The 22,653-nt window shown below is 63.1% G+C and carries 19 protein-coding genes; 6 read left to right on the top strand and 13 right to left on the bottom strand.

Annotation, left to right across the window (positions count from 1 at the left end; genetic code table 11):
- Positions 1-177 precede the first annotated feature (177 nt).
- Together CCOS864_RS20025 and CCOS864_RS20020 are read left to right on the top strand one after the other, a co-directional pair.
- Positions 178-2,160, top strand: a complete 1,983-nt coding sequence (locus CCOS864_RS20025; protein ID WP_115088043.1) for an S-type pyocin domain-containing protein — start codon at positions 178-180, stop codon at positions 2,158-2,160.
- Positions 2,157-2,423 carry an immunity protein gene (locus tag CCOS864_RS20020; RefSeq protein WP_115088042.1) on the top strand — a complete coding sequence of 89 codons (267 nt, stop codon included), beginning with the start codon at positions 2,157-2,159 and terminating at the stop codon, positions 2,421-2,423. Before CCOS864_RS20025 ends, CCOS864_RS20020 begins: the two co-directional genes overlap by 4 nt.
- A gap of 83 nt (positions 2,424-2,506) precedes the next feature.
- Here CCOS864_RS20020 and CCOS864_RS20015 read toward each other — a convergent pair whose 3' ends face one another.
- Positions 2,507-3,415 (bottom strand): LysR family transcriptional regulator, encoded by a 909-nt coding sequence (locus CCOS864_RS20015; protein ID WP_115088501.1) that lies wholly within the window; start codon positions 3,413-3,415, stop codon positions 2,507-2,509.
- Between the two features lie 106 nt (positions 3,416-3,521).
- Between CCOS864_RS20015 and CCOS864_RS20010 the strand changes: the two genes are divergently transcribed.
- On the top strand, positions 3,522-4,763 hold the full coding sequence (locus CCOS864_RS20010) for a D-amino acid dehydrogenase (RefSeq protein WP_115088041.1): 1,242 nt from the start codon (positions 3,522-3,524) through the stop codon (positions 4,761-4,763).
- Between the two features lie 35 nt (positions 4,764-4,798).
- The gene (locus tag CCOS864_RS20005; protein WP_115088040.1) at positions 4,799-5,710 is read left to right on the top strand and encodes a transporter substrate-binding domain-containing protein; all 912 of its coding nucleotides are present in this window, start codon (positions 4,799-4,801) and stop codon (positions 5,708-5,710) included.
- 155 nt (positions 5,711-5,865) lie between these two features.
- Here the strand turns inward: CCOS864_RS20005 and CCOS864_RS20000 are convergent, their stop codons facing one another.
- Entirely contained in the window at positions 5,866-6,303 is a 438-nt protein-coding gene (locus tag CCOS864_RS20000) for an Lrp/AsnC family transcriptional regulator (protein WP_115088039.1), read from the bottom strand.
- Between the two features lie 131 nt (positions 6,304-6,434).
- Here CCOS864_RS20000 and CCOS864_RS19995 point away from each other — a divergent pair, with 131 nt between their 5' ends.
- On the top strand, positions 6,435-7,340 hold the full coding sequence (locus CCOS864_RS19995) for a DMT family transporter (RefSeq protein WP_115088038.1): 906 nt from the start codon (positions 6,435-6,437) through the stop codon (positions 7,338-7,340).
- On the opposite strand, the gene CCOS864_RS19990 is transcribed toward CCOS864_RS19995, so the two are convergent.
- The 9 genes from CCOS864_RS19990 to CCOS864_RS19950 form a co-directional block, all read right to left on the bottom strand.
- Entirely contained in the window at positions 7,327-8,019 is a 693-nt protein-coding gene (locus tag CCOS864_RS19990; protein WP_115088037.1) for an alpha/beta hydrolase, read from the bottom strand. The genes CCOS864_RS19995 and CCOS864_RS19990 overlap by 14 nt on opposite strands.
- Before the next feature lie 97 nt (positions 8,020-8,116).
- Positions 8,117-8,977 (bottom strand): glutathione S-transferase C-terminal domain-containing protein, encoded by an 861-nt coding sequence (locus CCOS864_RS19985; RefSeq protein ID WP_115088036.1) that lies wholly within the window; start codon positions 8,975-8,977, stop codon positions 8,117-8,119.
- A 1-nt stretch (position 8,978) separates the two neighbouring features.
- Entirely contained in the window at positions 8,979-9,626 is a 648-nt protein-coding gene (locus CCOS864_RS19980; RefSeq protein ID WP_115088035.1) for an FMN-dependent NADH-azoreductase, read from the bottom strand.
- A gap of 183 nt (positions 9,627-9,809) precedes the next feature.
- On the bottom strand, positions 9,810-10,247 hold the full coding sequence (locus CCOS864_RS19975) for a PaaI family thioesterase (protein WP_115088034.1): 438 nt from the start codon (positions 10,245-10,247) through the stop codon (positions 9,810-9,812).
- Positions 10,248-10,259: 12 nt separating this feature from the next.
- Positions 10,260-11,336, bottom strand: a complete 1,077-nt coding sequence (locus CCOS864_RS19970) for an acyl-CoA dehydrogenase family protein (RefSeq protein WP_115088033.1) — start codon at positions 11,334-11,336, stop codon at positions 10,260-10,262.
- Between the two features lie 10 nt (positions 11,337-11,346).
- Complete coding sequence (locus CCOS864_RS19965) at positions 11,347-12,471, bottom strand: FAD-dependent oxidoreductase (RefSeq protein WP_115088032.1); 1,125 nt, start codon at positions 12,469-12,471, stop codon at positions 11,347-11,349.
- On the bottom strand, positions 12,468-14,414 hold the full coding sequence (asnB, locus tag CCOS864_RS19960) for an asparagine synthase (glutamine-hydrolyzing) (protein WP_115088031.1): 1,947 nt from the start codon (positions 14,412-14,414) through the stop codon (positions 12,468-12,470). The genes CCOS864_RS19965 and asnB overlap by 4 nt, the downstream gene beginning before the upstream one ends.
- Before the next feature lie 86 nt (positions 14,415-14,500).
- Positions 14,501-15,283 (bottom strand): enoyl-CoA hydratase-related protein, encoded by a 783-nt coding sequence (locus CCOS864_RS19955; protein WP_115088030.1) that lies wholly within the window; start codon positions 15,281-15,283, stop codon positions 14,501-14,503.
- Between the two features lie 3 nt (positions 15,284-15,286).
- On the bottom strand, positions 15,287-16,474 hold the full coding sequence (locus CCOS864_RS19950; RefSeq protein WP_115088029.1) for a hydroxymethylglutaryl-CoA synthase: 1,188 nt from the start codon (positions 16,472-16,474) through the stop codon (positions 15,287-15,289).
- Positions 16,475-17,148: 674 nt separating this feature from the next.
- Here CCOS864_RS19950 and CCOS864_RS19945 point away from each other — a divergent pair.
- Positions 17,149-18,063, top strand: a complete 915-nt coding sequence (locus tag CCOS864_RS19945; protein WP_115088028.1) for a LysR family transcriptional regulator — start codon at positions 17,149-17,151, stop codon at positions 18,061-18,063.
- A gap of 17 nt (positions 18,064-18,080) precedes the next feature.
- On the opposite strand, the gene CCOS864_RS19940 is transcribed toward CCOS864_RS19945, so the two are convergent.
- Positions 18,081-19,454: a TolC family outer membrane protein gene (locus CCOS864_RS19940; RefSeq protein ID WP_115088027.1), complete on the bottom strand. Its 1,374-nt coding sequence runs from the start codon at positions 19,452-19,454 to the stop codon at positions 18,081-18,083.
- Positions 19,455-19,561: 107 nt separating this feature from the next.
- Positions 19,562-22,642, bottom strand: coding sequence for a MexW/MexI family multidrug efflux RND transporter permease subunit (locus tag CCOS864_RS19935; protein WP_115088026.1), 3,081 nt, complete (start codon positions 22,640-22,642; stop codon positions 19,562-19,564).
- Positions 22,643-22,653: the final 11 nt, after the last annotated feature.

Here is a 22,653-nt window from a genome sequence, read left to right as displayed (position 1 = left end):
ATTTGAGAGTATTTCTCTTTAACGTCTTTCCGTTGAATCATGTGCAAAATGAGCTGGTAAAATAATACTGTTCAAATATACAGTAGTTTTGTCGCCCACGAAGGGTGACCAACCAACGACCGGGGTTCAAAAACCATGTCTTGATTGAAAACGTCCAAGCAGTAAAAGGATAGAAACATGCCAGGAAGCCTTGTATTACCCCCTATCATCATCACCGGTAGGGAACAGATTTACGGTCCGGGTGGGGGCGGTGGCTACGATCCCAACGCGGACTTGAGCTACAACCTCGCCATTCTTCAGCAGCCGGATGCGCTGCAGTCGCTGACCAAACAGCACTTACGGGGTCGGGTGTATTCCTCGCTGCGTGCGATCGAGAGCAAACTCAAAGCCTTCTTTTCGGCCAAGTTGGCAACAGTTTCGACTGATACCGAAAGCGAGTTGCAGGCAGCCGGTGTGCGCAACGAGGCCACTTACCAGACCTCGGTCGAAACCGAAAACGCCAAGCGCACGGTAGATGGCCTGATTCAAACAAAAAATGCCCTGCTCGGTGCCTATCAGGCCTTGGCGCTGGTTTATTCCGGCAGCGATCCGCTGACGCTTACGGATGCCCAAAAGTTGCAGATCGTAGCTCGGGAAATGGGCTGGAACCTGGGCCAGTACCCGGCGCTGGGCAAAGCTCAGCAAGACAGCTTCGGCGACTCTTACAGTGCCGCCTATCAGGCCAGGATCCTTGCCGAAGCCATCGCCATTCTCAACCGCAAGTCGGCTGCGCTGGCGGCGCGGCTGGCTCAGGTTCAGGCTGCTGAAGCCGAGGCGCGGCGGGTTGCGGCCGAACAGGAGGCGCGTCGTCTGGCCGAAATCAAGCGCCAGGCTGAAGAGCAAGCGCGCCTGGCTGAAGCCAAGCGTCAGGCCGAAGAGCAAGCGCGCCTGGCTGAAGCCAAGCGTCAGGCCGAAGAGCAAGCGCGTCTGGCCGAAGCCAAGCGTAAAGCCGAGGAACAGGCACGTCTGGCGGCCGAGGAGGCGATTCGCGCGGCCAACACCTTCCGGGTGCCGGTTGCCGGAAACAAGGCCCAACTCAGTGCCGTGGCAGGTTCCATTGGCCTCGCCACGGGTTCGAAGTTCACCCTCGATGCCGCCATCCAGGGTGCTATAAAACTGTTGCAAGCTGCAGCCGGTGTTGTGCTCGATCGCGCCACCGGCGTGGGTATCGGTTTGCTGGTTTACTCACCCTCGCTAGGCAACAGTGACCGATTTCCATCGACCTCGCTGACCGTTCCGGCCAGCAGCCTGGCGCCGAATCTGCCGCAGAACCTGGCGGCGATCGCCGCTGCTGGCGGTACGGTCGACCTGCCGTATCGGGTGGTTGGCAGCCGTACGCAGTACTCGGTGGTCAAGACCGGTTCGGCAGGTGGCCTGTCGCCGAAGGTCAAGGTCAGGATGCTGACGCTCAATCCTGCGCGCAGTGCCTACACGTTCACCAGCGCCGATACGCCGCCAATCACCCTGAGCTTTCCGATCGCATCGCCCGGCAACAGCTCCACGGGTACCCCGGCAAAACCTGTAGACGTTCCAGTTTACAACGGGGTTACCCTGACGCCGGTCCAGGTTGAGGGTGAGGTCTTTCCAGCGCTTAACCCGTTGGATATCCATGACGGCATTTACGTCTTTCCGGCCGACTCGGGATTGGCGCCACTGTATGGTGTGTTCAGCTCGCCTTATGATGGTGCCACCACTGTCGGCGTGCATAGCGGACGAAAGTACAACCCTGCCAAGGCGGGCGGCCCCGTCCGGGAGCTGGATTGGAAGAGCGCATCGGTCACTCAGGCGGGGCTCGCGCAGGTCAAGCTTCACACCGGGCGTTTCGCACCCTCTGATGCCAACAATGTCATGATTGATCGCTTGGAAAAGATCCTGCGGGGCGAGATTCCGGTCACTGATACGGACAAACGCTTTTACACGCATGAAGTCAGGGAACTGGAGCGTTATCGAGCGCTAGGCGTCAAGGACGGTCACGAAGATCGTTCGGTATGGAACGATGCCCATACGGCAACGCTTGAAGATTACAGCATCAATGAACGGACTAATCCGCTGTATACCCAGGAAGCCAAAGAGGCGGGTGACCGGCAGGAATACAGGGAAGCAATGAGGAATTTGAAATGAGCACTATCAAAGACATTATCTTGAATGAGTCGGTAGCGGATGTACTGACGGCATTGATTCCGGGATCTTCGTATCCGCGCATTGACCGGATGTACGTGGATTACAAGTTCGAGGTCATCAAGAGTGGCGAGCTGCAACGTACATTCGAGAAGCTGTTTGCCGATGGCGTATTCGCCACGGATAACAATGGCCACCCTATCAAAGGTCCAAAGTGGGTAGCGCCTGGCTTCGTGACGTCGAAAAAATACGGTCCGGCTTCATGATCTGATGCGCCATCAGAAGCACTCTCGGGGTGCTTCTTTGCTGGTGCAAGGCCCCGCTCAGGCGGGGCCTTTTTCATGCCGGCTCAAACGCCTCTGGTGACCCGCGCAATCTGCTCCCGCGCACGCTCGGCAAAATGCTCCAGCAACTCATCCAGTGTGTGCGGGTGGCTCTCGTTGGCGCGGGTCAGGGCGTAAAGGGTAATAGGCAGGGCAGGATTCAACGGCCGAACCAGCGTTCGCGCCGAATCCTGGGCGGTAAAAGGATCGATCAACGCCAACCCTGCACCGGACTCGACCATGGCCCGGGCCAGGGAATAGGTCTGCACGCGGATGCTGATCCGCGGCGCCGGCTCCAGGTTCTTCAGGTAGTGGCCGACCTGGGCGGCCAGCGGGTCACTGCTGCTCAGGCCGATCAACGGCGCATCGGCCAGGGACTCGACTGCCAGCGGCACGCCCTGGCGGTCTTCGCTCCAATAGCCTCTGGGCGCCAGTACCACCAGCATTCCATGGGCCAGAGGCTGCACATTCAGGCCGGGGTGTTCGGGATGGCGCAAGGTCAGGGCGACATCGATCTCGCGCATCAACAACTGCTGCACCAGCTCGCGGCTGTGCAAGCTCGACAGTTCGCACTCGGATTGTGGATGGCGCTCGGCCCACTGGCTGATCACCGGGGGGAACAGCGACAGCGCCAACGCCGGCGTTGCCCCCATGCGCAGGGTCATGCCCGGTTGCCGGCGCAGGCTGGCAGCCAGGCGCCGAACCCCCTCTACGCTGTCGCTGACCTTGTCGACTTCGCGCTCCAGCGCCAGGGCCTCGGGGGTGATCTGCAACTTGCCGCGCACCCGCAGGAACAGCGGGAAGCCCAGCTGTGCTTCGGCATGCTGGAGTATCTTCGACACCGCTGGCTGAGTCACGTGCAGCAGTTGCGCGGCGCCGCTGATGGAGCCGGTCTGGCGGATGGCCTGGAACACTTCGATATGACGCAAGCGCATGGGATCGCCCATAACCTTTGTTTATGCTTTACCCATTTTTATTCATTATCGCCAGGCTGTCACCGGGCCTAGTCTGAAGGCCTTCAGATTGGCGGATGAAAAGCACATGGCACAGCGGGTAACGGTCATCGGCGGCGGCGTTATTGGTCTGGCAACGGCGTATGCCCTGGTGCGCGAAGGCTTTGCCGTCGACCTGATCGAGGCGCGGGACAACCTTGCGGGCGGCACCAGCTTTGCCAATGGCGGGCAGCTGTCCTATCGCTATGTCGCGCCGCTGGCCGATGCCGGGGTGCCGCTGCAAGCGCTGGGCTGGCTGCTGCGCAGCGAATCGCCGCTGAAACTGCGCCCCCGCCTGGACCTGGCGCAGTGGCGCTGGATGGGCGCGTTCATGGCCGCCTGCCGCAGTTCGGTCAATCGCGCCAATGCCGCACACCTGCTGCGCCTGGCGCTGCACAGCCAGAGCACCTTGGCGCAATGGCGCGAGGAAGATGGCCTGGACGGCTTTGCCTGGCGGCGCAACGGCAAGCTGGTGACCTTTCGCAACCGCGCAAGCTTCGAGCATGCCCGCCTGCATCTGCTCGACCCGCATGGTCAGCAGGTATTGGATGCGCAGGAGATCAGCGCATTGGAGCCGGCATTGACCCATGCGCCGTTCATTGGCGGGGTGTTCACCGCCGACGAGGAGGTCGCTGATTGTCACCGCTTCTGCCTGGCCCTGGTCGAGCGCCTTCAGGCTTCGGGGCAATGCCGCTTGATGCTCGGCCAGGCGGTGACGCGCATCCACCACAGTGGCGGGGTGGTGCAGGCGCTGGAACTGGGTGAGCAGGTCTTGCCGGTGGAGCGTCTGGTGCTGTGTGCCGGGCACCGCAGTGCCAGCCTCGGCCTGCCCGGGCTGCACCTGCCAATCTATCCCCTCAAGGGCTACAGCCTGACTGCGTCGATCCAGGCCGGGCACCGGGCGCCTGAGGTGAGCATTACCGACTACGACCGCAAGATCGTCTATGCCCGCCTCGAAAACCAGCTACGCATTGCCGCCATGGTCGATATTGTCGGCTTTGATGAATCGCTGGATCCGCCGCGGCTGGCCAGCATGCGTCAGTTGGCTGAGGCGACCTTGCCCGGTGCCGCCGATTATCAGCATGCCCGCGAATGGGCCGGCATGCGCCCGGCAACCCCCAGTGGCGTGCCGTTGCTCGGTGCTACGGCGTATCGCAACCTCTGGCTCAACCTTGGCCACGGTGCTCTGGGCTTCACTCTGGCCTGCGCCAGTGGCCGACTGTTGGCCGAACTGATAGGCGGCCGCGCGCCGTCGATCGACCTGCACGGCCTGACCCCACGGGCGGCCTGACCTGAACAAGAACAACAAACGCAAGGAGTGTCCCGATGTCGATTACCCGTTTGCACCGTCCTGCTCTACTTGCCCTGTCATTGTGTTTTGCACAGCCGATTCTGGCTGAAACGCCGCCGCTCACCGGCAGCCTGAAGAAGATCGCCGAGTCCGGCAGCATCACCCTCGGCTATCGCGACTCGTCCATTCCTTTTTCTTATGTGGGCGATCACAGCGGCAAGCCCATGGGCTACTCGGTCGACCTGGCGGCTGAAATCGTCAAGCACCTGCAGGCTAAGCTGGCAGTGCCACCGCTTAAGGTGCGCTACAACCTGGTGACCTCACAGACGCGTATCCCGCTGGTGCAGAACGGTACGGTCGATCTGGAGTGCGGAACCACCGGGGTTACTGCCGAGCGGCAGAAGCAGGTGGATTTCTCCTATGGCTTTATTTTCGTCAAAGGCCAGCTGCTGACCAAAAAGGACAGCGGCATCCAGGGCCTGGATGACCTCAAGGGCAAGAATGTGGTGAGCACGGCGGGCACCACCAATGAGAAGTACCTGAAGAACTACAACCTGGAGCACCAGTTGGGGGCTTCGGTGATCAGTGCCAAGGACCACGGCGAGGCGTTCATGATGCTGCAGTCCGGGCGCGCTGCGGCGTTCTACATGGACGATGCACTGCTGTACGGCGAGCGGGCCAAGGCGCGCAACCCGCACGACTGGGTGGTGGTGGGCAAGGCGCAATCGAAGGAGATCTACAGCTGCATGGTGCGCAAGGGTGATGACGGCTTGCTGGCGCTGGTCAACGAGGCGCTGGCGGATGTCTATCGCAGCGGGCGCATCGAGGCAATCTACAACCGCTGGTTCCAGCAGCCGATCCCGCCCAATGGCCTGAACCTGGAGTTTCCGATGACCAGTGAACTGAAGGGCCTGATTGCCAGGCCCTCGAGTGAGCCGGTGCAGTAACGCCCCAGCTCTTGCAGGGGACACACAGCGCCACTGTGGGAGCCGGCCTTGCCGGCGATGAGGCCAGTGCGGTCAGCACCCCATCTGCGGCCTGACTGCGACCGCTGCGCGCTCGATCGCTGGCAAAGCCAGCTCCCACAGTGGCCGCGGATCGTTCAGGCCATCGGTGGCAAGCGCCGTTTCACCGGGGTTTTCTTGACGATTGCGGTGTTGGTCTCGGCATGGCTGTTGAGCTTGTCCAGCACGGTGTCGAGCTCTTCCATCGAGCGTACGTGCAAGCGTGCGATAAAGCAGTCATCGCCGGTGACCTTGTCGCACTCGGTGAACTCGGGGATGGCCATGATCTGCCGTTCAACCTCTTGCAACTGCCCCGGCAACGGCCGCACCCGCACAATGGCCTGCAGCTGGTAACCGAAGCAGCGCGGGTCGATCTCCACCGTGTAGCCCTTGAGCACGCCGCGCTCCTCCAGCCGGCGCAGGCGTTCACTGACGCTGGGCGAAGACAAACCGCTGAGCTGCGCCAGGGCCTTGAGCGAGCGCCGCGAGTCTTCCATCAGTGCCTTGATCAACAGCTGGTCAATGTCGTCGGTCATACGGGCCTCGTTAGGCAAAAATCGAAAACTGCCTTGATAGTAAAGGTAGAGAGTCAGTCTAGCCTGTTTTATCAACTGGAACGGGCCCCGGCACCCTTGCCATAATTTGCCCATCGTCAAGGAGGTGAGTGATGGACAGTTCAATACGCCGTGGGTCGTTCGAAATGGTCGCCGCGATGTTGATTTCCGGGACCATTGGCTGGTTTGTGCTGGTGTCCGGGCAACCGGTGCTGGATGTGGTGTTCTGGCGCTGCGTGTTCGGTGCCGGGACCTTGTTGCTGATCTGCCTGGCCATGGGCTTTCTCAAGCCCAGCCTCCTGACCCTGACCACCTTCGCCTTGGCGGTGCTCAGCGGCGTGGCCATCGTCGGCAATTGGGTGTTGCTGTTCGCGTCTTATTCCCGCGCCTCGATTGCCATCGGTACCGCGGTGTACAACGTCCAACCGTTCATGCTGGTCGGCCTGGCGGCGCTGTTTCTCGGTGAGAAGATCACCGTGCCCAAGCTGTTCTGGCTGGCGGTTTCCTTTGCCGGGATGCTGGCGATCGTCAGTGCCCATGGCAGCCAGGGCGGTAGTGGCAACGATTACCTGCTGGGCATCGCCCTGGCCTTGGGCGCGGCGCTTCTCTATGCAGTGGCGGCGTTGATCATCAAGCGCCTGAGCGGCACCCCGCCGCACCTGATCGCCCTGATCCAGGTGTGCACCGGCATTCTCCTGCTGGCGCCCTGGGCCAACACCAGCGGCCTGCCAGGCGATGTCGGCGCGCTCGCCAGCCTGGTGACCCTGGGCATCGTTCACACCGGGGTGATGTACGTGCTGCTGTATGGCGCGATCCAGAAACTGCCGACCGCCTTGACCGGGGCGCTGTCGTTCATCTACCCGATCGCGGCGATCTTCGTCGACTGGTTCGCCTTCGGCCATCGGCTTGAACCACTGCAATGGCTGGGCGTGGCCGCGATCCTGCTGGCCGCGGCCGGCATGCAGCAAGGCTGGTGGTTCAAACCCGCGCTGAAGGTCCCGGCGGTCAAGCCAGACTGACCGCCGCACGGTCGATCAGGGCTGCCACTTCGGCGGCCCTGGAGGCCAGTGAGGCGTGGCTGGCGTCCAGCTTGAGCAGCTCCTTGGGTTGCATGCGTTGAGCCATGAGTTGCTGGTTGTCCGGGTGGATCATCCGGTCGTGGGTCGAGAGCTGGTACCAGGTGGGTTTGTGTTTCCACGCAGGGTCGCCGATGGTGTCGCCGAAGGTGCTGGCCAGCGGCGCTTTCTGGGTCACGCTCATGACCAGCCCTTCGTCCTTGCCCAGGTCCTGGCAAAAACTCTCATGCATCTTGTCGGGTTTGATCCACAGGTAGCCATCGCCGTCCGGTTGCAGGTTGGCGGCCGCTTCCGGCGGGTGCTGGGCGGTGATGCCGCCGGGGCTCTCGCCGTTATCAGGGGCAAAGGCGGCAATGTAGACCAGGCCCGCGACATTTTTCTGGTTGCCCATCTGGGTAATCACCGCGCCGCCATAGGAATGACCGACCAACAACACCTTGCCGGGTATTGAGGCGACCATCTTGCGCGTGCGTTCGGCGTCGTCGGCAAGCGAGGTCAGGGGCATTTCCACCGCATGCAGGTTGCGGTGGCCCAGGCGTGACAGCTCAAGGATGACCCGGCTCCAGTGGGCGGCGCCGCCCCAGAAACCATGAACCAGGACAATGGATGGGGTGTCGCTCATGGCCGTTCTCCAGCTAAGGGTGGGAAAGCCAGTGTAGACGCTCCTGCCTGATTGCGAGGAGTCCTGCCGCGGGCCACGGCGCCGCGACAGGCCCAGGTCAGTTCAGCCAGGGCAGGGCTGGGCCCTGGGGGACGATACGGGTCGGGTTGATGTGGTCGTGGGAGTAGTAGTAATGCAGCTTGATATGGGCCATGTCGATGGTGCGGTAGATCTCCGGAATCCGTACCAGGCGGCACAGGTACTCATACAGCGCCGGGTATTCGCTCAAGGTCTTGAAGTTGGCCTTGAAGTGCACGTAGTACACCGCTTCATAGCGGATCAGCGTCGGCAGCAGGAACAGGTCGCTCAGGCTCAGCGTGCCACCGACCAGGTAAGGCTGCTTGCGCAGCCGGTTTTCCAGGCTGTCCATGGCCGCGAAGAACTGCGCGTAGGCCTTGTCGTAGCTGTGCTGGTCGGGGGCAAAGCCCATGTGGTAGACCATGCGGTTGATGTTGGTGTGCAGCCAGCTGTTGAGCTCGACGATGTCGCAGCTGGAGCGCTCCGGCACCAGGTCCAGCGGGGTGCGCGCCAGGGGCAGCAGGCGGGTGGCCATCTGCAGGGCCAGTTCGGCCGAATCGTTGTGGGCGATGCAGTCCTTGCGCCGGTCCCAGAGCACCGGCACCGACTGGTTGCCGCTGAAGTCCGGGTGCGAGCGTTGGTACAGGGTCGACAGCAGCGTTACGTCCTTGTGCAGTGGATCCTGGTCGCGTTCATCGAACTCCCAGCCCTTGTCGTAGCGACGCGCCGCCACCGAGGTGACATCCAGCGCATCGCCCAGGCCCAGCAGGCTCTGCACCAGGTGCACGCGGTGCGAGAATGGGCAGGCGTGGGAGATGTACAGGTGATAGCGGTTGGGTTCGGCCACCAGTTCGCTGAGGATCAGCGCTTCACCCAGGGTGTTGTCGTTCGCTTTGGACATGTTACCTCCCTTGCGCGGCAGCCAGGCTCAGGCGCGGGCGTGCGCCCATGGATTCAATGCTGTGCTGGATCTGCCGACGGGCAGCGGCCAGGCCGTTGGCCAGGCTTTCCTCGCCCATGCCCAGGCCTTCGGCGTAGATGAATTCGACGTGCTGCAGGCCGATGAAGCCCAGGGTCTGCGAGAGCCAGCCGGCCAGGCTGTCGCTGCCCTGGCTGTAGACGCCACCGCTGGTGTTGAGCACATGCACCGGTTTGTCGTTGATCAACCCGACCGGGGCGCCATCGACGTAGTTGAAGGTGACGCCGGCGCGTACCAGATAGTCGACCCAGGCATGCAGGATCGACGGTGCGCCGAAGTTGTAGCGGGGCAGGCCGATGACCACGCGGTCGGCTTCCTGCAGTTCTTCGATCAGTTCGTTGGACAGTTTCAGCGCGGCGCTGGCTTCGGCGCTGCTGGCATCGCCGCCGTACAGGGCATCCATGGTCACCGCGTTGAGGTGCGGGATCGGCTGGGCGTGCAGGTCGCGCACGACAATCGAGGCTTCTGGAATCACCTCCTTGAGTTCTGCAAGGAAGTTGTCGACCAGTTGCCCGGAAAAACCGCCGTCGGTTTTGATCGAAGAACGAATGACCAATACTTTGTGATTCATGGCTTGAACTCTTGTGATGAGGGAGTCACTAGAGTTTTTAACAATTGGCCGGACAAAAATAGCGCATATATTCAGGTTCAAACTTCAAGGGTCTTCATGTATTTCCCGGCCCCCAACGCAAACAGCCCGGTGGCGCAGGCGAGTGCGCTACCGGGCTGTTTGCCGGGGCTGCGGGAGCAGCCCTTACCACTGGTGTTTGAGGCGAAACTTGGTCAGTTGCGCGCTGGCCACCTGGGTGCGGCTGCTATCGGCATTGAGCCGCCAGGCGTCGGCCTGGGTGAAGATCAGATTGCGCCCGTCACGGATCACCCGGGCCTTGAACTCCAGCTCGCTGTGCAAGGGGCTGGCCGACATCAGCATGGTATTGAAACTGCTGGTCAGGGCATATTCCTCGGGGCCGAGAATCGGCAGCGTGGCAAGCATGCTGACCACATCGAGCATCGAATAGATCACCCCGCCGTGCAGGGTGTGGCTGAGGTTGTCGATGGCTTCGGTGACCCGCAGGCGGCAGGTGCAGGCGCCAGGCGATTGCTCCAGCAGTTCGAGCCCGCAGTAGCGCTGGTAGGCGTGTTCGAGCAGCGCACTGGAGTGGGCGGCGGCGTGTTCACTGATCTGACTCATGGCTGTGTTCCTTCACAGTTGCCGGGCAATGATTTCCAGCATGATTTCGTGGGTACCGCCGCCGATCGCCAGCAGGCGGGCGTCGCGGTGAATGCGTTCGACGCCGTTGGGCGCCATGCAACCGTGGGCGCCCTGCAATTGCACGGCATCGCGGGCGATGGTTTCCAGGGTCTGTACCGCGCTGTTCTTGGCGATTGCCACCTGGTGCGGGCTCAACTGGCCGGCGGCCTGCAAGGTCACGCAGGCCTGCACGTAATGACGGCTGACGCTCAGTTGCGCGTAGTGCTCGCTCAGGCGATGGCGAATCACCGATTTGTCGATCAGGGCCTTGCCGCCGACCTTGCGCTGCCTGCACCAGGCAATGGCTTGCTGCAGGGCGATATCGGCAGAGGTGCTGGCCATTACCGCCAGGTTCAGACGCTCCTGCTGCAGGCTACCTTGCAGCAGACGGCCGACACCGCCGCCCTGGGTCAGGCGTACCACGGGGGTGTTGTCGAAGCTCAGGTCGGCCAGCGGCAGGCAGCGCCAGCCCAGGCATTGGCGCGGCGTATGGCTGATACCGGCGGCCTTGCCGTCGACCAGGAACAAGGCCAGGCCGTCTTCACAGTGGCCGACCAGCAACAGCCAGTCGGCCCGCGCGCCGTTGCAGATGAACGCCTTGTGGCCGCTTAACCGGTAGCCGTCGGCGTGGCGTTCGGCGCGGCAGGTGAGGGCGCGCAGGTCGGAGCCGGCCTGGCTTTCGGTGATCGCCAGGGCGATGCTCTGGCGGCCATCGAGCACCGCCGGGATCAGGTCGGCGGCCAGTTCCGGGGCGCTGGCCTGCAGGGCCTTGAGGCTCACAAGGTGCGAACCCAGGCCCATGGTGATGCCTTGGGCACCGCTGCGGGTCAGTTCCTCGACCAGGATCGCCAGGCGCTGTGGATCGTCCGGCAACACTGCGCTGGTATGGCCCAGGTTGAGCAACCCGGCTTCGCCGGCCAGTTGATTGAGTTGTGGCGGGTAGGCCCCGGACTCTTCCCACTGCGCCACATTGGGGCTGATGTGCTGGCTGACAAAGGCGCGCACGTCGTTGCGATAGGCTTCGCTCATGCTCGTTCCCTCAGAATACGGTGGTATGGGCCAGGTCGTGGAAGCGGTTGACGATCGGCAGGATGCGCGCCGGGGTGACCGCGCTGTCTTCTTCGAAGTAGTACAGGTCGGTCATGTCGCGCATCACTTCCAGCATCACCCGCGAGCGCTCGGCAGCGCGCACTTCGTAGCGCTGCAGGGCGGCATCGAGGCTGTCGTCGCACAGGCCGACCAGGGCCTGGGCGAGCATGAAGCCGTTCTCCAGGCCCAGGGTCAGGCCATAGCCGAGCGTCGGCAGCATGGCGTGGATGCTGTCGCCGAGCATCGCCACCCGGCCGTTGTGCCAGCGCCCGGCGCCGGTCAGGGCCATCATCTTGTGGGTGAGGATCTGCTCGTGCGGGGTCCGCTCGATCATCCGCAGGATGTCCGCGGGCAGGTCGGCGAACAGCTCCAGCAGCCCGTCACGGTCGTGCAACGGCTGGTTGTGGTGCTGGTAAGCGGCGAACCAGTACCGGTACGGCCGGTCGGCGGCCAGCGGGTAGGTGACCACCCGCGAGAAGGCCGAGGTGAAGATCTGGCAGCGGTCGCTGTGCAGCAGCGGCGAGTCGAACTCGACCATGCCGCGGCTGGCCACCAGGCCGGTGTCGTAGGGCTCGAGCCCCGGCTCCAGGCATTGGCGTACGGTCGAGCCGACGCCATCGCTGCCGATCACCAAGTCAAAGTCCTGTTGATGACCATTGCTGAAGTGCACCCGGGCCCGATCGCCGAGGTTCTCGATCCGCTCGCAGCCCATTTCGTAGCGTACCTGCTCGCCACCGAGCTTCTCGCGCAGCAGGCCGAACAGCTCGCTGCGCGGGAACATCACCGCCGGTGCCGGGATCCCCAGCCCGGCCGGACGCACCGGCTGGCTGTGGATCAACTGGCCATCGCGACCATGGGTGTCGAGGTACTCGATGGCTTTGCCGTGCTGCATGAACTCACGATCGTTGAACAGAAAGCGCAACACCTGCACGCCCTGGGGCCAGACGTAGATCCCGGTCCCGGAATCCCGTGGCCCGTGGCTGCGTTCGTAGACCGTGCAGTCCAGGCCGAAGCGCTTGAGCATGAGGGCACAGGCCAGGCCATTGAGGCCCGCGCCAATGATCGCGATTTTCATGCCGCCACCCCTGCATCCAGGGGGTTCCATTGCTGGCTGGTCATGCGGTAGCGACGTTGCAGCAGGCACAGGCTGGTCAGCTCCATCAGCATCGGGTCAAGCAGGCCCTGTTCCTGGGCCGACAGGCTCGGCAGTTGGTTGAGCAGGGCACGCACCTTGGCCGCATCGAAGAACGGCAGGGCGTCCAGGTCGCTGCTGTTGAGGGTGTCCTGGACCAGTTGATACAGGCGTCCTTGCTGCTGCAGGGTGGCCGGCGGCGCGCGGAAGTAGTGCTTCTTGCGCTCGTACAGTGCAGTCGGCAGGTAGGGGCGCATGGCTTCGCGGAAGACGAACTTCTCGGTGGCGCCACGCACCTTCATCCACACTGGCATCTGGCAGGCCAGCTCGACCACGTGGTGGTCCAGCAGCGGTACCCGGCCTTCGATGCTGTTGGCCATCTCCATGCGGTCACCGAGGGTGGTGAGGACGAAGTTGGGCAGGTACGACTTGGCCCACAGGTACATCGAGTTGTGCACCGGATCGCGGCCTTGCAGCTTGCTGTGGTCGAGACGGTCGAAGAACTGGCGGTACGGGTCGATACCGGCGAAGTGATCGCGGAAATCGGCGCGGTACAGGCCTTCCAGGGCTTTGAACCAGCCGGCCTGGTTGTCCAGCCAGGACACGCCGTGCTTGAGCTGATTGACCATCCAGTGGATGTCATGGGGCATGTTGGCGCCGGTGTAGCCCTGTTCGTTGTCCTTGATCCGCTGGCGCAGCAGGCTGATGACTTTCGGGTCCTGCTGCTCGTTGTTGTACAGCAGCATGTCGCGACGAAAATGCGGGTAGCCGGCGAACACTTCATCGGCGCCTTCACCGGTCAGCACGACCTTCATGCCGGCCTTGCGCACTTCGCGGCTGAGGATGTACTTGGCCACGCCGTGGGCGTTGAAGAATGGCGTTTCGTTGTGCCACAGGGCCTGCTCGAAATTGTCCGCCAGGTGGTCCTGGGTGATTTCGATGGTGTGGAAGCGTGCATTGTTGTGCTCGGCAGCCAGGCGCGCGAAGCGGTTCTCGTCGTAGTCGTCCATGTCGGTGAACGACAGGTTGAAGGCATCCAGCGGCTCGCCATGCAGCTTGGTGGCGATCCCGAGCATGGCCGAGGAGTCGATGCCGCCGCTCAGGTAAACGCCCATGGGCACATCGGCACGCAGGCGCAGGCGCACCGATTCCTCGATGGCTTCGCGCACTGCCTGGATCATCCCGGCTTCGTCGGACGGTGCCACTGCGTCGCGGCGGGCAAACTCCATGTCCCAGTAGCGGCCGCTGTGCAAGCCGCCGTGGTCGACCATGATCCAGCAGCCCGGCTGCACACTGCGTACACCCTTGAACAGGGTGTGATCGCGCAGGTAGAAGGCGCGGCTGGCGTAGGCGTTTTCATCCCACTCGGCGCTGACACCGGCCGCCACCAGGGCCTTGATCTCCGAAGCGAAGTACCAGTTGCCCTCATGCTGGGCGTAGAACAGCGGCTTGATCCCCAGGCGGTCACGCACTGCCAGCATCAGGCGGCGCTGACGGTCGAACAGCACCATCGAGAACTCGCCGCGCAGGCGGTTGAGCCCGGCCAGGCCCGAGCGGCGGTACAGGTGCAGGGCGATCTCGCTGTCCGAGGCGGTCTTGAAGGTGGCACCGTCAGCTTCGAGCTCGGCGCGGATGCGTTCGTGGTCGTAGAACTCACCATTGACCACGATCACCAGGTCACCTTCGTCGGCAACGATCGGCTGCATGCCGTTGTCCAGGCCGATGATGCTCAGACGGGTATGGCCGAGCACGGCGTGCTCGCCGGGGTCACGCCAGAGGCTGTGTTCGTCCGGACCGCGGTGATTGATGGCGACCAGGGCATCAAGCACTGCCTGGTCGGGAACATTGTGGCGATTGGACTGATACACACCGATAAAACCACACATGGCAAATTCCTTTTTGAATGAGGTCGGGCGTCGTCATCGGGCGGCGCCGGGTAGCGGGGGCAAACTCACCCGCAACACATCAGGGTTCACTCCACCCAGTCAGGCCGGGTGCGATTGAAAAAAGCGTTGAGTCCGTGCTGGCCTTCTGGCGAAGTGCGCAGGCGGGCGATCAGCCGCAGGTTTTCCGGTTGCTCTTCGAGCAGGCCGTCCTGGCGGCCCAGGCGCAGGAGCATGTGCTTGACCGCGCGGCTGGCCTGGGGGCCGGTCTGCAGCAGCAGTCCCAGCCAACGGTCGCGGCAACTCTCAAGCACCTGCAGCGGCACCTGCTTGTGCACCAGTTGCAGCTGCACCGCGCTGTCGCCGTCGAAAATCTCTGCCGACAGCATGTAGCGCCGCGCCTGGCGCAGGCCCATGGCGCGCACTACGTAGGGGCTGATCATCGCCGGCGCCAGGCCCAGGCGCGCTTCGCTGAAGGAGAATCGCGTCTGTTCGGCTGCCAGCACATAGTCGGCGCAGCACAGCAGGCCCAGGGCACCGCCGAACACCGAACCCTTGGCGACGACGATGACCGGCACCGGGAAGTTGTCCAGTTGTTGCAGGACGGCGGCCAGAAGGCCGGCGTCCTGCAGGTTCTGGGCTTCGCTGAAAGCCAGGCTGCGACGCATCCACTCAAGGTCGGCACCGGTGCAGAAATGCTCGCCGGCGCCGTCCAGCACCAGGGCCCGCAGCCCGGGGCGGCTGGCCAGTTCATCCAGATGCCCGGTCAAGGCCCGCAACAGGCTTTCATTGAGGGCGTTGCCGGCATGGGGACGGTTCAGGGTCAGGCAGGCAACCGTCGGCTGCAGCCAGCTCAGAAGCACTTCGCTCATGGCCTAGCTCGCCATCTGCAGCTGCTGGGCGGTGCTTTCGTACAGACGGCGGTAACCTTCGGCGCCGCAGTAGCGGAAGGCGCCAGTGGTCACGCGCGGGGTGCTGTAGTCGGCGCTGGCCGGCTGGTTGTTGCCGTAGAACCAGTCGCTGTACTGGGCGTGGCTCAGGCGCGTGCGCTGGGCGAGCATGCGCGCATGTTGCTGGCGTCGCGAATGGGCCTGGTAACCCTTGACCACGGTGGCGCTGAAGAACTCGCCGACGCTGCCCGAACCGTAGCTGAACAGGCCGATGTGCTGGCCGCTGAGGTCTTCCTCGGTCTTGTCCAGCAGCGACAGCAGGGCGATGTACAGCGAGGCGGTGTAGCAGTTGCCGATGGCTTTGCCGTATAGCTGGCTGGTGCTGTAGGCCTTGTCGCCGAGGGCCTTGGCGGCTTCCGGCTCGATATTCTCGAACACCGAGAAGGCTTTTTTCGCCATCTTGGTGAACGGCTGGTGGAAGCACAGGTAGCTGATGTCAGTGAGGGCCAGGCCGCCATCGGCACGGTAGTTCTGCCAGGCGTGTTGCAGCGACTCGAGGTAGACATCGATCGACAGTTTGCCGTCCACCAGCGCGGTGCTGCGGTAGTTCGGCCGCCAGAAGTCCATGACGTCCAGGCTGTAGCGGCCCTGGTGCGGATGGATCTCCAGCAGGCGCGGGTTTTCGCTGACGATCATCGCCACGGCGCCGGCGCCCTGGGTGCATTCACCCTCGGAGTTCTGCTCGTAGCGGGCGATGTCGGTGGCGATCACCAGGACTTTTTCCTGTGGGCGCTGGCGGACCAGGGCACAGGCCATCTGCAAGCCGGCAGTGGCGCCGTAGCAGGCCTGCTTGAACTCCACCACCCGGCAGTCGGCACGCAGGCCGAGCAGGCTATGGACGAACAGACCGGCCGATTTCGACTGGTCGATGCCGCTTTCAGTGGCCAGGATCACCGTGGCAATGCTGGCCCGGGTTGCGCTGTCGATCAACGGCAGTGCAGCGTTGGCCGCCAGGGTGACGATGTCTTCGTCAGGGGCGGGGACGGCCATGAGTTCCTGGCCAATACCCACCAGGTATTTATTAGGGTCGATATTATGCCGTGCGGCAAGTTCATCGAGTGGAAAGAAGTGCTCCGGTACAAACAGCCCAATATCGTCAATGCCGATTTTCATGTGTATGCCCATTTATTATTCGTTCGAGAAGTTCCAGATACACGCCCGGGTTGTAGTTTTCCGGTGCCGACTTATCCAGTTGCAAGTGGCGGTAGAATTATTGCGGCTGAAGGTTCAATCAGGAAAAGCGAAATATTCAGATAGGATTCATGAGGGGGGTTCATGGGTTGTTGACTGTTGTTTTTTTATGACAGGCAGCCGTTGTTTTACGGCGCTGGTGTCGTATTCATTCAGCTATGCAGGGCTTTGTAACAGGCAGGCTAAAGCCTCGCGCAAGCACGAAGCGAAAAGAACAGGTGAAAGACAAGTATTATTTTATTTTGCCGGTTTGTTCGACAATAACTGTTTATTTAAATAATCAGGCGGCGCCGGGTGGAGGTCGCTTTATTGAATGTTTATGCCGGTAGGGGCGGGCGCTGTACACCCGTTTCGCTGTTGCTTTAGTTGTTCGTGCCTGAGTCGCTGAATCCATAGCGTTCTCCCTGAAGGTCGGCGTTTCATCCCTGATTGAACAATCGCTTTGCTATTCAGTTGTCGCATGAAGGCGAAGGCCGGGAAAAGTGAATTAAGTAGCGCTGAACCGGTCACCCGCTTCATGTATCCGCTGCGCCTGTGGTACAAACGCCGGGGTGACGTAGTTGACGTCCCGATGCCGGTCATACAAGGAGGTAGGCATGTTTTCCAAGATCAGTCTCGATCAGTGGCGCGCGTTCGTCTCCACCGTGGAGTGCGGCGGCTTTCAGCAGGCTGGCGAGCACATGTACAAATCCCAGTCGGCGATCAGCCATTCGGTCAATCGCATGGAGATGCTGCTGGGCCAGGAGCTGTTCATCATCGAGGGGCGCAAGGCGGTGCTGACGCCGCTGGGCAAGGCCCTGTTGCCCCAGGCCAAGCACCTGCTGGGGGCGGCGCAGAAGCTCGAGCACCTGGCCAACCAGTATCAGCCGGGACTGTTTACCGAGCATGCGATGGCGGTTGACGTGTTGTTTCCCATCGAATTGCTCCAGCAGGGCTTGCATGAGTTCTCCTCGACCTTCAAGGACCACCGCATCCGTTTGTACGAAACCGCCCTGTCCGGAGCCCGCGAGCTGCTGGAAGACGGCAAGGTCGAATTGGGTATCGCCAGCAGCCTGCCATCCGGTTACCTGCAGGAGTTCCTGCTCAATGTCTCGCTGATCTGCGTGGTGGCCGCCGACCATCCGCTGGCGGCGGTCGAGGGCGAGCTGAGCCTGGATGACATGAAGACTCACCGCCAGGTGGTGATCCGCGATTCGGGTACGCGCAGTTCGCAGAACAGCGGCTGGCTCGGTACCTCGCAGCGCTGGACGGTCAGCAGCCTGGCGGCGGCCAAGACCTTCGTCGAGCGCGGCCTGGGCTTTGCCTGGCTGCCAGAGCACGTAATCGCCGACGAGCTGGCCGACGGCAGCCTGCGCCGAGTGCCGCTGCAGCACCAGCGCGAGCGCGAAGTGCCGATGTACATGGGCTATGCCGAAGAGTTCAAGCACAGCCCGGAGGTGCGGCTGATGGCGCAGATCATTCGTGAGCTGTGCCAGCAGCACAAGGACAGCGCGCAGCGCCTGGTCAGCTGAACCGGCGCCGGCCTGGTTCAGCCCTGGCGGGCCAGGTCGGCGGGCAGGAAATCCTTGTCCGGATCGTAGTCGGGCTTGAGGAACTGGGCCAGGCTCTGCAGGTCGCCGGGGTTGAGGCTGCCGGCCTCAAGCTTGAGGCGCAGGCCATTGAGGATGTAGCCGTAGCGGGCGATGTTGTAGTCGCGCACGGCGTTGTACAGATCCCGCTGGGCATCGAGGATATCGACGATGTTGCGGTTGCCCACCTCGTAACCGGCTTCGGTGGCCTTGAGCGAACCCTGGCTGGAGATGATGGTCTGGCGCCGCGCCCGTACCTGCTCGACATCACTGTTGACCGCACGAAAGGCGTTGCGCGAACGCTCCACCACTTCCCGCTGCAGGCTGGTCTGGTCGTATTCGCTCTGGTCCAGGCGATGGCTGGCCTGGCGCACTCGCGAGCTGGTGCCGCCACCGCTGAAAATCGGCAGCTTGAACTGCACCATCACCGAACTGTCGCGCTGGTTGCCCGCACGCTGGCCAAAGTGGCTGGGGTTGTCCATCAGGTCGCTGTCGCCTTCGGCATAGCCCAGCGCCAGGTTTAGGGTCGGCAGGTGTTCGGCCTTGCTGCTGCGCAGGGTCTGTTCGGCAACCTTCAATTGCGACTGGCTGGCGCGCAGGCGCAGGTTCTGGCTCAGCGCCTGGTCAACCCAGGGCTCGACCTGGTTCGGCACCGGCGCCACCACCGGCAGGCTGTGGCGGATGCCGATCAGCGGCGGCTGCGCCTGCCCGGTCAGGCGCATCAGGGCCTGGTAGGCATCATCGCTGCGGCGCTGGCTGTCGATCAGGTTGGCGTTGGCGCGGTCGAAACTGGCCTGGGCCGAGAGCACGTCGTTCTGGTCGGAGAGGCCGGCATCGAAACTCTGGCGGGTCTGGCGCAACTGGCGCTCGAAGGCGCGCAGTTCGGCCTTGGTCGCGGCCAGGTTGTCCTCGGTCAGCAGGGTGTTGAAGTAGGCCTCGGCGGTGCGCAGGATCAACTGCTGCTGGAATGCCGAGAAATCCAGCTCGGCCTGCTCGCTCTCGGCTTGCGCAGCCTTGAAGGTGAACCAGCGCGAGGCATCGAACAGCGGCTGGTTGAGGGTCAGGCGATAGAGGCTGCCGCTGCGTTCCTCGACATTATGGCGGTCGCTGCGGCGATTGCCGGCATCAGCTTCCAGGGCCACCTGTGGCAGCAACTCGGCGCGGGCTTGGGGCACGCCCTCCTGGCGCGCCAGGTAGTTCTCCCGGGCGGCGGCCATTTCACTATTGTGTGCCACCACCTGGGTGTACACCGACATCAGGCTGCTGCGGTTAGCCTCTTCGGCCTGGGCCAGCGGCGCCAGGATCAGCAGGGTCAGGATCGACTTTCGAAACATGTGCGGTTCTCTTTTTTTACCAAGCCGGTCCCGCAGCAGCCCTTGGGGGCCACCGGGGATGGCGGAGGGAAACAGGCGGGCAGGGCGCAGGCCGTGCCCGGTTGAAGTCAGGCCAGGGCGCTCACGTCGGCCAGTTCCTGGTGGCGTGGCGACTGGTTGGCGGCGCGGTGGTCCTTGGCCAGCAAGGAGTACACGGTCGGCAGGATGAACAGGGTGAACAGGGTGCCGATGAGCATCCCGACCACGATCACCAGGCCCAGGCTGAAGCGGCTGTGGGCGCCGGCGCCACTGGCCAGCAGCAGCGGTACCAGGCCGACGACCATGGCCGCGGTGGTCATCAGGATCGGCCGCAGGCGGATCTCTGCGGCGCGTTCGATGGCGCTGCGGCGGTCGAGCTGTTCGGCCTGTTGCAGTTCGTTGGCGAACTCGACCATGAGGATGCCGTGCTTGCTGATCAGGCCGATCAGGGTCACCAGGCCGATCTGCGTGTAGATGTTCACCGTGGCATAGCCCAGGTACAGCGGGATCAGCGCACCGCAGATCGACATCGGCACGCTGATGAGGATCACCAGCGGATCGCGCAGGCTTTCGAACTGCGCGGCCAGCACCAGGTAAATCACCAGGATGGCGAAGATGAAGGTGATCACCAGGGCGCTGCCTTCCTGCACGAACTGGCGGGCGTCGGACAGCCAGTCATGGCTGAAGCCCACCGGCAGGTTGTCGGCCTGGGCGCTGAGGAACTGCACCGCAGCGCCGATGCTCACCCCCGGCGCCGGCACGGCCTGCAGGGTGGCCGAGTTGAGCTGGTTGAACTGGGTCAGCTTGTTGGCCTCGATCGACATGTCGAAACTGACCAGGGTCGACAGCGGGATCTGTGCGCCGTTGGCTGCCTTGACGTATTGCCCGACCAGCATCTCGGCGGACATGCGCTGGTTGCGCAGCACCTGCGGAATCACATCGTAGGAACGGCCGTTGAGGGCGAAGCGGTTGATGTAGTTCTCGCCCACCAGTACCGCCAGGGCATCGCCGATGGCCTGCATGCTGATGCCCAGGTCGTTGGCCTTGTTGCGGTCGATGGTGATGTTGACCAAGGGGCTGTTGAAGTCCAGGTCGCTGTCGACCACGGCAAACAGGCCGCTGGCCATGGCGGCCTGCTTGATCTTCTCCATCGCCTCGAATACCACCCGGTGTTCCTGGGAGCTCTGGATCACCATCTGCACCGGCAGGCCACCGGTGGAGCCTGGCAGCGACGGCAGCTGGAAGGCGAAGATGCTGACACCCTCGATTTCACCGACCGCCTTCTGGATCTCGCCTTGAAGTTCGTCGGCGCTGCGTTCACGCTCTTCCCAGACGCTGAGGTTGGCGCCGCCGAAAGCGGTGCGCGGGCCATCGTTGCCATTGACCACCCAGGTGATGTCGGTTTCCGGAAAGCTGGCGAACAGGCGGTCCATCTTCATGGCATAGACTTCGGTGTAATCGATGTTGGCGTATTGCGGCGCCTTGGCCACGGCCAGCACCTGGGCCTGGTCTTCGACCGGCGCCAGTTCGCGCTGGGCGCCGAGGTACAGGACCGGCAGGCTGATGAACACCGCCGCCGCCACCACCAGGGTCACGCTGCGATGGTGCAGGGAGATGTCCAGCAGGCGCCGGTAGCTATTGCCCAGGCTGTGGAAGAACCGTTCGGCGGCGCGGGCCATCGGCCCTTCGTTGACCTGGCGGCTGAGCAGGAACGAGCTCATCACCGGCGACAGGGTCAGGGCCACCACCCCGGACACCACCACCGCCCCGGCCAGGGTAAAGGCGAACTCCTTGAACAGCGCCCCGGTCAGCCCGCCCATCAGGCCGATCGGTGCATACACCGCCGCCAGGGTCAGGGTCATGGCAATCACCGGCCCGGCGATTTCCCGGGCGCCGACCAGCGCCGCATGCAGCGGCGACTTGCCCGACTCGATATGGCGGTGGACGTTCTCCACCACCACGATCGCATCGTCGACCACCAGGCCGATGGCCAGGACCATGGCCAGCAGGGTCAGCAGGTTGATGCTGAAACCGAACAGGCTCATGATCGCCGCCGCACCGATCAGCGACAGCGGAATGGTCACCAGCGGGATCAGCACGGTGCGCAGCGAACCGAGGAACAGGAAGATCACCACGGCGACGATGATCACCGCTTCGACCAGGGTCTTGAGCACTTCGTCGATCGACGCCTGGATGAAGCGCGCCACCTCGAAGACGATGTTCGCGGTCATGCCCGGCGGCATGTTTTCGCGAACTTGCGGCATCAGGTCCTTGACCCCCTGGACGATGGTCAGCGGGTTGCCGGTAGGGGTCGGGTGCAGGCCGATGAACACGCTCGGTTCACCGTCCATGATGCCGCTGGTGTCAAAGGACGTGGCGCCCAGCTCGGCGGTGCCGATATCGCTGAGGCGGATCAGGGTGTCGCCCTGGGTCTTGACCACCATCTGGCGGAACTGCTCGACGCTGGTCAGGTCGGTGTTGACGTTGATGTTGGCCGAGACGTACTGGCCCTTGGTCTGGCCTGGGGCGGCCTGGAAGTTATTGTTGCGGATCGCTTCGGCGACATCGCTGGCAGAGATGTTGCGCGCCGCCATGCGCGCCGGGTCCAGCCACAGGCGCATGGCCAGTTTCTGCCCGCCGAGGATCTGCGCTTCGGCGACGCCGTCCACCGAGGCGAACAGCGGTTGCACCACCCGCGAGATATAGTCGGTGATGGCCGGCAGGCCGATCTCCTTGCTCGAGAAGCCGACATAGATCACCGCCGTGCCTTCCCCCGAGGACTTGGCAATCACCGAGTCATAGGCGCCTTCGGGCAGGCGGTACTTCACCTGGTTGACCGCGGCCATGATCTCGGTGAGCGCCTTGTTCGAATCGGCGTTGAGCTTGAGGCGGATGCTGATCACGCTCTTGCCCTGGGTCGAGGTCGAACTCAGGTAGTCGACGCCGTCCACCGAGGCGACCGCCTGGGCGATGGGCTGGGTGACGAAGCCCTGCATCAAGGAGGAGCGGGCCCCCGGGTATTCGGTAGTGACGGTGATGGTCGCGCTTTCCAGCTGCGGGTACTGGCGGATCGGCAGGTTCAGCAAGGCCAGCAGGCCGAGCATGACGATCATCGAACAGACGACCAGCGTCAGCACTGGCCGACGGATGAACAGGTCAGTGAATTTCATAGCGGAACAAG

The organism is Pseudomonas wadenswilerensis, assembly GCF_900497695.1.
In the GTDB taxonomy this organism is placed as follows: domain Bacteria; phylum Pseudomonadota; class Gammaproteobacteria; order Pseudomonadales; family Pseudomonadaceae; genus Aquipseudomonas; species Aquipseudomonas wadenswilerensis.
Note: the sequence above shows the minus strand (reverse complement) of the source record. Positions and strands in the feature narration are given on the sequence as shown.

What these genes read in the sequence shown, in the direction of transcription:
- CCOS864_RS20025 (WP_115088043.1), top strand. Translation starts at nt 178, where the DNA reads ATGCCAGGAAGCCTTGTATTACCCCCTATCATCATCACCGGTAGGGAA.
- CCOS864_RS20020 (WP_115088042.1), top strand. Translation starts at nt 2,157, where the DNA reads ATGAGCACTATCAAAGACATTATCTTGAATGAGTCGGTAGCGGATGTA.
- CCOS864_RS20015 (WP_115088501.1), bottom strand. Translation starts at nt 3,415, where the DNA reads ATGCGCTTGCGTCATATCGAAGTGTTCCAGGCCATCCGCCAGACCGGC.
- CCOS864_RS20010 (WP_115088041.1), top strand. Translation starts at nt 3,522, where the DNA reads ATGGCACAGCGGGTAACGGTCATCGGCGGCGGCGTTATTGGTCTGGCA.
- CCOS864_RS20005 (WP_115088040.1), top strand. Translation starts at nt 4,799, where the DNA reads ATGTCGATTACCCGTTTGCACCGTCCTGCTCTACTTGCCCTGTCATTG.
- CCOS864_RS20000 (WP_115088039.1), bottom strand. Translation starts at nt 6,303, where the DNA reads ATGACCGACGACATTGACCAGCTGTTGATCAAGGCACTGATGGAAGAC.
- CCOS864_RS19995 (WP_115088038.1), top strand. Translation starts at nt 6,435, where the DNA reads ATGGACAGTTCAATACGCCGTGGGTCGTTCGAAATGGTCGCCGCGATG.
- CCOS864_RS19990 (WP_115088037.1), bottom strand. Translation starts at nt 8,019, where the DNA reads ATGAGCGACACCCCATCCATTGTCCTGGTTCATGGTTTCTGGGGCGGC.
- CCOS864_RS19985 (WP_115088036.1), bottom strand. Translation starts at nt 8,977, where the DNA reads ATGTCCAAAGCGAACGACAACACCCTGGGTGAAGCGCTGATCCTCAGC.
- CCOS864_RS19980 (WP_115088035.1), bottom strand. Translation starts at nt 9,626, where the DNA reads ATGAATCACAAAGTATTGGTCATTCGTTCTTCGATCAAAACCGACGGC.
- CCOS864_RS19975 (WP_115088034.1), bottom strand. Translation starts at nt 10,247, where the DNA reads ATGAGTCAGATCAGTGAACACGCCGCCGCCCACTCCAGTGCGCTGCTC.
- CCOS864_RS19970 (WP_115088033.1), bottom strand. Translation starts at nt 11,336, where the DNA reads ATGAGCGAAGCCTATCGCAACGACGTGCGCGCCTTTGTCAGCCAGCAC.
- CCOS864_RS19965 (WP_115088032.1), bottom strand. Translation starts at nt 12,471, where the DNA reads ATGAAAATCGCGATCATTGGCGCGGGCCTCAATGGCCTGGCCTGTGCC.
- asnB (WP_115088031.1), bottom strand. Translation starts at nt 14,414, where the DNA reads ATGTGTGGTTTTATCGGTGTGTATCAGTCCAATCGCCACAATGTTCCC.
- CCOS864_RS19955 (WP_115088030.1), bottom strand. Translation starts at nt 15,283, where the DNA reads ATGAGCGAAGTGCTTCTGAGCTGGCTGCAGCCGACGGTTGCCTGCCTG.
- CCOS864_RS19950 (WP_115088029.1), bottom strand. Translation starts at nt 16,474, where the DNA reads ATGAAAATCGGCATTGACGATATTGGGCTGTTTGTACCGGAGCACTTC.
- CCOS864_RS19945 (WP_115088028.1), top strand. Translation starts at nt 17,149, where the DNA reads ATGTTTTCCAAGATCAGTCTCGATCAGTGGCGCGCGTTCGTCTCCACC.
- CCOS864_RS19940 (WP_115088027.1), bottom strand. Translation starts at nt 19,454, where the DNA reads ATGTTTCGAAAGTCGATCCTGACCCTGCTGATCCTGGCGCCGCTGGCC.
- CCOS864_RS19935 (WP_115088026.1), bottom strand. Translation starts at nt 22,642, where the DNA reads ATGAAATTCACTGACCTGTTCATCCGTCGGCCAGTGCTGACGCTGGTC.